Origin of the sequence: Halomonas sp. 707D4, from assembly GCF_024158685.1 — a bacterium.
Classification (GTDB): Bacteria; Pseudomonadota; Gammaproteobacteria; order Pseudomonadales; family Halomonadaceae; genus Vreelandella.
This window is the reverse complement of the sequence record NZ_JAMZBD010000096.1, coordinates 1-8,516: the sequence shown is the minus strand read 5'-3', so window position 1 is coordinate 8,516 and position 8,516 is coordinate 1. Positions and strand designations below refer to the sequence as shown.

Sequence of the window (8,516 nt, the reverse complement as noted above, 5' to 3'; positions counted from 1 at the left end):
GCGTGGCGTCCGTTCCGGGCGGGGCTTTCGCCGTCGAGCCGACGCCAGAGCCTGGTGATCCTGCAGGGGCTTTATGGCTGGCTGGTCGAGGCGGGCTGGGTGGCGCACAACCCCTTCAGGCTGATGCGCGACAAGTCGCGCCGGCTCAATAACCAGAGCGCCGGCGTGGAGCGCTACCTGGAGCAGGATCTCTGGCAGTGGCTCTGGGGGTGGCTGAATCGAGAGCTGGAGGAGGGCGCCAGCGCTCGGCAGCGCTTCGAATGGTCGCGGCGACGGTTCATCTTCAGCTTCGCCTATCTACTGGCCCCGCGCATCAGCGAGATGGCCGGGGCCAGGATGAGTGATTTCGTTCGCCGGGAAGGGCGCTGGTGGTGGGAGGTCACGGGCAAGGGCGACAGGCGTGCGCGCATTCCGCTGCCCGAGGACATGTGCCAAGCGCTTGCCGAGTGGCGCCAGACACTCGGGCTTTCGCCGACGCCCGGCTTCGATGAGACCACGCCACTTCTTCGTGCCCTCGACGGCGTTCGCGGCATCAGCGACAACCAGCTCTACCGGTTGATCAAGAGGTCGTTTCGGGAGGCTGCGCTGACACTGGAAGCGGAGCAAGGCGCAGGCGAACATGTCGAGGCCTTGAAGTGCGCGACCCCGCACTGGCTGCGTCACACCTCGATCACCCACCAGGCCCAGGCGGGCGTGAGCCTGCGCTATCTGGCCGAGAGCGCGCGCCACGCGCGGCTCGAGACCACCAGCCGCTACCTGCATACCGAAGCCGACGAGTGGCACGCCGAGCAGCAGCGCCACCGTCTGGGCGGCTTGCTCACAAAAGAGCGCCCTTGAGCGTTATAATGGTGGTCAATTCAACAATTGAGCTTCAAGGAGAGATCATGAGCACGCCCGGCCCCGAGCTTGCCCAGCAGGAACTGATCGACGAGTTCGAGATGTTCGACAACTGGATGGATCGCTATCAGTACATCATCGACCTGGGCAAGCAGCTGCCCGCGTTTCCTGCCGAATGGCAGACCGAGGAGTACAAGATCCAGGGGTGTCAGTCGAACGTCTGGATGAACCACGAGAGGGAGGGCGACAAGCTGGTGTTCAAGGCGACGTCCGATGCCGCGATCGTTTCGGGCTTGATCGGCGTTCTGCTGCGCATCTACAGCGAGCGCACTTCTGAGGAGATTCGTGCCACCGAGCCACACTTCCTGCAGGATCTGGGGCTCGACAAGCATCTGTCGCCTACGCGCAGCAACGGCCTGCACGCCATGCTCGAGCGTATCTATCAGGTGGCGCGCAGCGCCTAGGATCTTTTCCGGCGGGCAGGGCAGTCGCAGCGAGCTTGCGCGGCACCGTCTTCATCTTCGCGATACAGCGCTTCACTGCGACCGCCGGGTACCGGATCCATGCCCCCGGCACTGCCGGGGTGGCATTTGAGGATGCGCTTGAAGGCCATCCAGCCCCCCTTGAAAGGGCCGTGGACCTGGATGGCTTCGACGGTATAGCTCGAACAGCTCGGCCAGAAGCGACAGCGCGGGCCGAGCAGGGGGCTCAAGGTATACTGGTACACCTTCACCAGGGCAATCAGCACGGCACCCAGCGCCTTGCCGAGCCTCTTGCCGATGGCCTGCATGATATTCATTCAGCCCTTCTTGTACAGCGTCGCGGGGTCGATCAGCGGTTCGCTGTCGACGGCGGCCTTTTCGCCATCGAGGGTGATATAGAAGCAGCTGCGGCGCCCGGTATGGCAGGCAGGTCCGGTCTGATCGACTTTCACCAGCACCGTATCACCATCACAATCGAGCGCGGCACTCACCAGCGCCTGCTGCTGGCCCGAGGTTTCACCCTTGCGCCAGAGCTTCCCACGCGAGCGCGAGTAATAGCACACGCGGCGAGTCGATAGCGTCTCTTCCAGCGCCTCACGGTTCATCCATGCCATCATCAGCACTTCGCCGCTGTCATGCTGCTGGGCGATGGCCGGCAGTAGCCCATCGGCGTTGAATTTGGCGGCATCGAGAAGAGCCTTGATGGCCGGTAGCGGCTCATCGCGGGTGGCGGACTCCAGCGCCTTGAAAAGCGTCGTGGGGGGAAGCGGGTCGAAGCGGGACATGAAAGCGTACTCGAGTGGCAAGGTGGAAAGCAGGGCGCTACTTGTCGCCGTTCGCGCGGCACTCGGCGCACAGGCCCTGAAGCTCGATGGTCTGGCGTTCGATATGAAAGCCTCGCTCCTTGGCGAGGCTTGCAAGCTCTTCGCTGATGGCGTCGAGGTGAAGTTCCTCGACATGACCGCAGCGCCGACAGATGAGCAGCTGGAAACCGTGGGCATGCTCGGGACAGGCGCAGGCGATATAGGCGTTCTGGGACTCGATGCGGTGCACGAAGCCCTCGGCGATCAGGAAATCGAGGGCGCGGTACACGGTAGGTGGCCGGGCAGAAGCGTGTTCGTTCGATAGCTGGTCGAGCAGGTCGTAGGCCTTGAGGCCGCCGCCGTTGTCGACGATCAGCTCCAGCACCCGACGGCGAATCGGTGTGAAGCGAACGCCTCGCGTGATGCACTGGGATTCCGCCTGCTGGAGTAACGCGCTGGTATTCATGATGATGACGACTCGCCCTGAACGATAGACCTCTAGTTTACGCGTTCGCTGCCGTCGTGTCAGGCGAGACACCCAGCTCACTCCGACGAGCGAAGTGATGCTGGGCAAAGGCCACGCGTTCCTGGGCGCTCACGCCGTCGGGCTGGCGTTCGATCAAATCCAGCCGGCGGCGAAGGCCCTCGCCGTTGGTCATCTGGATGGCGAGTCCCGGGCGGGCGTTGAGTTCCAAAAGCATGGGACCGTGTACTCGGTCGAGCACCATGTCGGTCCCCAGGTACCCGAGCCCGGTCATCTCATAACAACCCGCGGCCAGGTTCAATAGGGTATCCCACTGGGGCACGCGCAGGCTTGCCAAGTCATGGCCGGTGTCCGGGTGGCTGTAACAGGGGCGGTCGAACTGCACGCCTCTGAGCGCCGCCCCAGTGGCGATGTTGAGCCCCACGCCCACCGCCCCCTGGTGGAGGTTGGCCTTGCCGTCGGAAGCGGCAGTGGACAGGCGCATCATCGCCATCACCGGGTAGCCCTTGAAGACGATGACACGAATGTCCGGTACGCCTTCGTAGGTGTACTCCATCAGGCTCTCGTCGAAGTTGATCAGCGTCTCGATCAGCGCGACGTCCGGTGAGCCGCCGAGCGAATAGAGCCCGGAGAGGATGTTGGAGACGTGACGTTCGACATCGGTGATCGTCAGGTGGGCGCCGCTGGGCTTGACGAACTCGTTGTCGATGACCTTCTCGATCACCAGGATCCCCTTGCCGCCGCTGCCCTTGGCGGGCTTGATCACGAAGCCGTTGTGACCGGCGAGCATCGCGCTGATGTGCTTCACCCCGAACTGGGTCGAGACGGTGCCGATCAGCTTGGGCGTGGTGATGGCGTACTTCTCGGCCAGCAGCTTGGTCTTGAGCTTGTCGTCGACCAGCGGGTAGAGCTTTCGGGAGTTGTAGCGGCCAATGTAGCGGATGTTGCGCCGGTTCATCCCGATGATGCCCTTGTCCTTCAGCCGGCCCGGCCAGGTCCAGTTCGCAAGCCAGCTCATGACGGCTTCTCGTTTTCAGTGATCGGCTTGAAGCGGCGAAGCTCCAGCAATCGATAGCCGGTGTAGTTGCCCAGCAGCAGGATGAACGCCATCAGAATCAGCTGGACGCCGAGGAAGTTGAAGGTGATGTGGCGAATCCACGGGTTGTTCATGGCCAGGTACGCCAGTACCGCCGTGAGCAGGCTGCCGCCGCCCTGGATCAGCACCTCCTTCGGACCTTCTTCTTCCCACAGGATCGACATCCGCTCGATGGTCCAGGCCAGGATGATCATCGGGAAGAAGGTCACCGTGAGACCGGCGGAGAGCCCCATGCGGTAGGCGAGCACGGTGAAGGCGGCGATGATCGCGATCACCGTGATGATCACCGCCGACACCCTGGCCACCAGCAGCAGGTTCAAGTACGAGAGGTAGTTACGAATGACCAGGCCCACCGCCACGATCAACAGAAAGCCGATCAGCCCGGTCAAGAGCGTGGTCTGGATGAAGGCCAGCGCGATGAGCACCGGCATGAAGGTACCGGAGGTCTTCACCCCGATGAACACCCGCAGCAGCACCACGACCAGCGCGCCGATCGGAATCAGCAGGATGGTCTGGAACAGCGCCTGCTCCTCCAGCGGCAAGCTGTGGATCGAGAAGTTCAACAGCGTGTCCTGGGAGCGATGATTGCGCACCGCCGCCGAAGCGGGCTGATTGTGGGTGAGCATCGAGAAGCTCACCTGGGAGTTGGTGCCGCCTTCCACCTCGAGCACCGCGCGACCGCCAGTTTCCCACAGCAGCAGGTTTTCCGGGCGCCCGCGTTCGCCGGTCATCGGGTTGAAGATCGCCCACTGCTCGCCGGGCTCGTCGAACACCTGGATCCAGCTCGACAGCGACTGGCGACGGCGGGCGTCCTCGAGCATCAGGCCACTCACTTCGCGGGCCTGGACGCCGGCCTGGTTGAGCAGGCGCACGATCAGCGCAGAAGGATCTTCCTGGGTGAGCAGAAGCCGCGCGTTCTCGCCCTGACGTTCGCCGTTGATGTCCAGAATCAGCTCGCGGGCGAAAGTGGCGTTGTTGGCGCTGCGCGCCCAGGCGCGCTCGATGAGCTGGTCGGCGGCGGTCTCATAAGGGCTTTCCCAAGGCGTGGGGGTAGCGAGCCCCGGCGGCGGCTGGTTTGGCGCGCGGGCATCCGGCGCGACCAGCATCTGCACGGAATAGTAGAGTTGCTGGCTGCCGGCGGCCTCGCGAATCGTCCACTGTGCCTGGCGGCCAAGCTCGTCGGCGCTGTAGGAGAGTCCGTAACCCGAAGAGGCGGTATTCTCGGTGAGCACGCGGTAGCCGGCCTGGTTGGCGGGCAGCGCCAGATCCACCTGGACCGGGCCACCCTGGGCATTGAAGCTGATGACCGCTTCGATTTCCCATACCTGGCGCTGCTCACCGGGTACCCAGGGGATCTCGAATTGAATATGACGATGGATGCTGGTGGCGATTCCCGCCAGCAGCAAAAAGCCGACGATCAAGTAGAAGGGCAAGCGTGACATTGAGATTCCTTTCAGCGTAGGTCCAAGGAGGAGGGCACTTACTCTTCCTTGTCGTCCTGATCATCGGCGACTTCATCGTCCGCCGCCTGGTCGGCGGGCTCGCCGCCGGGAAATTCGGGTCGCTCGTGTAGATAGGTCTGCGCCACGTCGATGGTGGCGATATCCATCATGAAACGCCGGCCCAGCAGTACCGGGAAGTCCAGGTGCGTCCGGTCGTTCAGGGTGAACTCGACGTTCTCGCGGATCGGCCCCAGCGTCATCAGAAGTGAAATCACCGGGCGCGACTCCTCGCCGGAAGCCTGCACGATACGCACCCGGCGCTGAATGGGCGCCTCGACCCACTCATCGCGCACACGATCGACCACTACGTCATCGTCGTTCAATGCCAGCTTGAAGCGTACCCAGTTCTCGCCATCACGCTCGAAACGCGTGACGTCGGTGGCGGATAACGACGAGGTATTGGCGCCGGAGTCGATGCGCGCCTTCAGGTAGGTACCAATGGCGGGAAAGCCGACCCACTCGCTGCGCCCAAGTAGTGCCTTGTCATCCATCGCCTGAGCGATCTCGCACTCTTCGCGAATGATGACCGGCTCTTCGTTGCGCGCCTCGAGCTCTGCCACGTCGCTGCGCAGTGCTCGCAGCAGGCTGCCTACTTCGTGCACGTTGGACAAGAGCACCTGATGGTGATCGAGCTGACGGCTTTCCAGGTTCGAGACGTCGCACTGCTGGGCGAGCGATGCCTCAAGCTCCCCGATACGCGCGTCGAACGTGGCCTCGCTGAGGGGCGGGGGTTCGTTCGACTCCGGCTGATTCATCGCGCAACCTGCCAACAGAAGCGGCATACCTGCCATCAGCCAACCAATACGTGGACGCATAACGAGGAGATTCCTTAACAATCGAGAGCACGAATGATATGAAGAAGTGCGCTTGCTTGTCCAATACGGCGCCGTGTTTTAGATCGATACGTCGCTTATTTAACATAATATATATTATGCGAACTACCAGATGGGAAGATAGGGTGCTCGATCAATGCAGCCACTCCACCCAAAAAAGGCAGCCCATGGGCTGCCTCTTCATCTCCTGGCCGACCTTATTACTCGTCGGCCGGCGCGTAGGAGCCGTCTTCGCGGTGCACTTCCTTGCCGGTGAGCGGCGGCGTGAACACGCAGGCCACGGTCATGCCCTTTTCCTTACCGCGCAGCAGATGCTCGTCGTGCTGATCCAGCAGGTAGATGTCGCCAGCCTTGATCGGCCAGATCTTGCCATCGGCGATGGTCTCCACTTCGCCTTCGCCTTCGTAGCAGAACACGGCTTCGTAGTGGTTCTTGTAGTGAATGTGAGTTTCGGTCCCCGGGAAGATACGGGTGATGTGAAACGAGAAGCCTGCCTTGTCCTCGGCGAGCACCAGGCGCGTGCTGTCCCAGTTGCCGTTCTCGGCGGTGACCAGGCGATCCGTCTTGCGGGCTTCTTCCAGGTTGCGAACGATCATCGCTGTGCTCCTTGCATGGTGGCCCGGGAGGCCACCGTGGGTTGAATATCGTGTCAGGGTGTGAACGTCACTTCTGACCGGCAACGGCCTCGACGCACTTCTCGAGGATGTCCAGGCCCTCGATCAGGTCCTCGTCGGTGATGGTCAGCGGGCACAGGCACTTGACCACCTCGCCATCCTGGCCGCTGGTCTCGATGATCAGGCCATGTTCGAAGGCCATCCCGGTGATCTTGTCGGCGATCGCGCCATCGACCACGTCGATGCCGCGCATCAGGCCGCGGCCGCGCTCGGTGGCGGGCATGCCGTTGTCGCTCAACAGCTTGGCGAGCTTCTGGAAGCGCTCCTCGACGATGCGCGCCTTGCGCTGGACGTCGCGCTCGAAGGTATCGTTGGACCAGTACTTCTTGAGTGCCGCGGTAGCGGTCACCATGGCCAGGTTGAAGCCGCGGAAGGTGCCGTTGTACTGGCCCGGCTTCCATTGGTCGAGCTCCGGGCGCATCAGGACGTGGGCGAACGGCAGCCCGAAGCCGGAAAGCGACTTGGAGTTGGTGACCATGTCGGGCTTGATGCCGGCGTGCTCGAAGCTGAAGAACTTGCCGGTACGCCCGCAGCCTGCCTGAATGTCGTCGATGATCAACAGGATGTCGTGAGCGCGGCAGATGCCTTCCAGACGCTTGAGCCAGTCGAGCCCCGCGACGTTGATACCGCCCTCGCCTTGCACCGTTTCAACGATGACCGCCGCCGGCACGTCCAGGCCGCCGGACTTGTCGCCCAAGAGCTTCTCGAAGTAGTCGAGCGTATCGGCATGATCGCCCAGGTAGCCATCGTAAGGCAGAAAGCTCGCGCCCTGGGTGGGAATGCCGCCGGTGGCCTCGCGGAACTTGCGGTTGCCCGTGGTGGCCAGCGCCCCCATGGTGACGCCGTGAAACCCGTTGGTGAAGGTCACGATGTTGTGGCGACCTTTAGCAACACGTGCCAGGCGAATGGCCGCCTCGACGGCGTTGGTACCGGTGGGGCCCGGCAGGTGGACCTTGTAGTCGAGCCCGCGCGGCTTGAAGATCAGTTCTTCGAGCGTATCCAGGTAGTCGCGTTTGGCAGCAGTCCACATGTCGAGGCCGTGAACCACGCCATCCGTCGACAGGTAGTCGATCATCGCCTGCTTGAGGTGCGCGTTGTTGTGCCCGTAGTTGAGCGTACCCGCACCGGCGAGAAAGTCGATGTACTCGCGGCCGTTCTCATCGGTCAGCCGAGCGTTCTGCGCCTTGGTGAATACCACCGGGAACGAACGTGAGTAGGTGCGAACGTTGGATTCCATGCGTTCAAACGTCTGGGTCTGCATCTTGACCTCCTTTTCGATGACTTAGACTGCCCTCGCGACGAGGGCCTGTTAATGCTTCTGCAAGGGGGAGCCTGTCGCTTCGGCGCCCGGGCTCAGACGATGCGGTCCGTCTGGAAAGGCCCGATGCGCACCAGGTTTTCCGGGTCGTGCTCGCCGCCGAGCTGCTCGGTGGAGAAGTATTCACGACTGTTGAGAGGCGCCTGCCAGCGTGCGGCCAGGCGCCTGAAGAGCCCCCAGGACGCCAGGTTGTCCGGCGTGATGGTGGTTTCAAGATGGTGCACGTCGTCGAGTTCGTCGCGGGACATCACCGCTTCGACCAGACGACGCGCGAGGCCGGTGCCGCGGGCCTTCTCGCCCACCGCCACCTGCCAGAGGAAAAAGGTATCGGGCGCATTGTCCTTCACGTATCCGGATACGAAGCCGACGATCTCGCCCTCCTCGTTGGTGGCCACCGCGCAGGTATCGCGGAACTGGGTGGCCAGCAAGAGGTAAGCGTAGGCCGAATTGACGTCCAGCGGCGGGCACGCCTTGACCAGTTCGTAGA

At 62.8% G+C, this 8,516-nt stretch carries 11 protein-coding genes; 2 read left to right on the top strand and 9 right to left on the bottom strand.

The genetic code is table 11. From position 1 onward, the window contains the following. Both BIS11_RS06185 and BIS11_RS06180 read left to right on the top strand, forming a co-directional pair. On the top strand, positions 1 to 837 hold an 837-nt coding region (locus tag BIS11_RS06185; protein ID WP_253585827.1), incomplete at its 5' end, for a site-specific integrase. A gap of 47 nt (positions 838 to 884) precedes the next feature. Beyond that, positions 885 to 1,301, top strand: a complete 417-nt coding sequence (locus tag BIS11_RS06180) for a SufE family protein (RefSeq protein ID WP_253422770.1) — start codon at positions 885 to 887, stop codon at positions 1,299 to 1,301. Here the strand turns inward: BIS11_RS06180 and yidD are convergent. The 9 genes from yidD to ectA form a co-directional block, all read right to left on the bottom strand. Continuing rightward, a complete protein-coding gene (yidD, locus tag BIS11_RS06175; protein WP_253422773.1) occupies positions 1,298 to 1,636 on the bottom strand; it encodes a membrane protein insertion efficiency factor YidD in 339 nt (112 codons plus the stop codon). The genes BIS11_RS06180 and yidD overlap by 4 nt on opposite strands. Next, positions 1,637 to 2,104, bottom strand: coding sequence for a phosphoribosyl-AMP cyclohydrolase (gene hisI / locus BIS11_RS06170; RefSeq protein ID WP_253422776.1), 468 nt, complete (start codon positions 2,102 to 2,104; stop codon positions 1,637 to 1,639). It lies immediately after the preceding gene. Between the two features lie 37 nt (positions 2,105 to 2,141). Then, positions 2,142 to 2,588, bottom strand: coding sequence for a transcriptional repressor (locus tag BIS11_RS06165; protein WP_253422779.1), 447 nt, complete (start codon positions 2,586 to 2,588; stop codon positions 2,142 to 2,144). 37 nt (positions 2,589 to 2,625) lie between these two features. Beyond that, positions 2,626 to 3,624 carry an alpha-L-glutamate ligase-like protein gene (locus BIS11_RS06160; protein ID WP_253422782.1) on the bottom strand — a complete coding sequence of 333 codons (999 nt, stop codon included), beginning with the start codon at positions 3,622 to 3,624 and terminating at the stop codon, positions 2,626 to 2,628. After that, the gene (locus BIS11_RS06155; protein WP_253422785.1) at positions 3,621 to 5,144 is read right to left on the bottom strand and encodes an inactive transglutaminase family protein; all 1,524 of its coding nucleotides are present in this window, start codon (positions 5,142 to 5,144) and stop codon (positions 3,621 to 3,623) included. The genes BIS11_RS06160 and BIS11_RS06155 overlap by 4 nt, the downstream gene beginning before the upstream one ends. A 38-nt stretch (positions 5,145 to 5,182) precedes the next feature. Next, a complete protein-coding gene (locus tag BIS11_RS06150; protein ID WP_253422788.1) occupies positions 5,183 to 6,019 on the bottom strand; it encodes an ATP-dependent zinc protease in 837 nt (278 codons plus the stop codon). A 218-nt stretch (positions 6,020 to 6,237) separates the two neighbouring features. Further along, positions 6,238 to 6,633 carry an ectoine synthase gene (locus BIS11_RS06145; protein WP_227390520.1) on the bottom strand — a complete coding sequence of 132 codons (396 nt, stop codon included), beginning with the start codon at positions 6,631 to 6,633 and terminating at the stop codon, positions 6,238 to 6,240. Between the two features lie 67 nt (positions 6,634 to 6,700). Beyond that, positions 6,701 to 7,972, bottom strand: a complete 1,272-nt coding sequence (ectB, locus tag BIS11_RS06140) for a diaminobutyrate--2-oxoglutarate transaminase (protein WP_253422791.1) — start codon at positions 7,970 to 7,972, stop codon at positions 6,701 to 6,703. Between the two features lie 92 nt (positions 7,973 to 8,064). Continuing rightward, on the bottom strand, positions 8,065 to 8,516 hold a 452-nt coding region (gene ectA, locus BIS11_RS06135; RefSeq protein WP_253585826.1), incomplete at its 5' end, for a diaminobutyrate acetyltransferase.

What these genes read in the sequence shown, in the direction of transcription:
- BIS11_RS06180 (WP_253422770.1), top strand. Translation starts at nt 885, where the DNA reads ATGAGCACGCCCGGCCCCGAGCTTGCCCAGCAGGAACTGATCGACGAG.
- yidD (WP_253422773.1), bottom strand. Translation starts at nt 1,636, where the DNA reads ATGAATATCATGCAGGCCATCGGCAAGAGGCTCGGCAAGGCGCTGGGT.
- hisI (WP_253422776.1), bottom strand. Translation starts at nt 2,104, where the DNA reads ATGTCCCGCTTCGACCCGCTTCCCCCCACGACGCTTTTCAAGGCGCTG.
- BIS11_RS06165 (WP_253422779.1), bottom strand. Translation starts at nt 2,588, where the DNA reads ATGAATACCAGCGCGTTACTCCAGCAGGCGGAATCCCAGTGCATCACG.
- BIS11_RS06160 (WP_253422782.1), bottom strand. Translation starts at nt 3,624, where the DNA reads ATGAGCTGGCTTGCGAACTGGACCTGGCCGGGCCGGCTGAAGGACAAG.
- BIS11_RS06155 (WP_253422785.1), bottom strand. Translation starts at nt 5,144, where the DNA reads ATGTCACGCTTGCCCTTCTACTTGATCGTCGGCTTTTTGCTGCTGGCG.
- BIS11_RS06150 (WP_253422788.1), bottom strand. Translation starts at nt 6,019, where the DNA reads ATGCGTCCACGTATTGGTTGGCTGATGGCAGGTATGCCGCTTCTGTTG.
- BIS11_RS06145 (WP_227390520.1), bottom strand. Translation starts at nt 6,633, where the DNA reads ATGATCGTTCGCAACCTGGAAGAAGCCCGCAAGACGGATCGCCTGGTC.
- ectB (WP_253422791.1), bottom strand. Translation starts at nt 7,972, where the DNA reads ATGCAGACCCAGACGTTTGAACGCATGGAATCCAACGTTCGCACCTAC.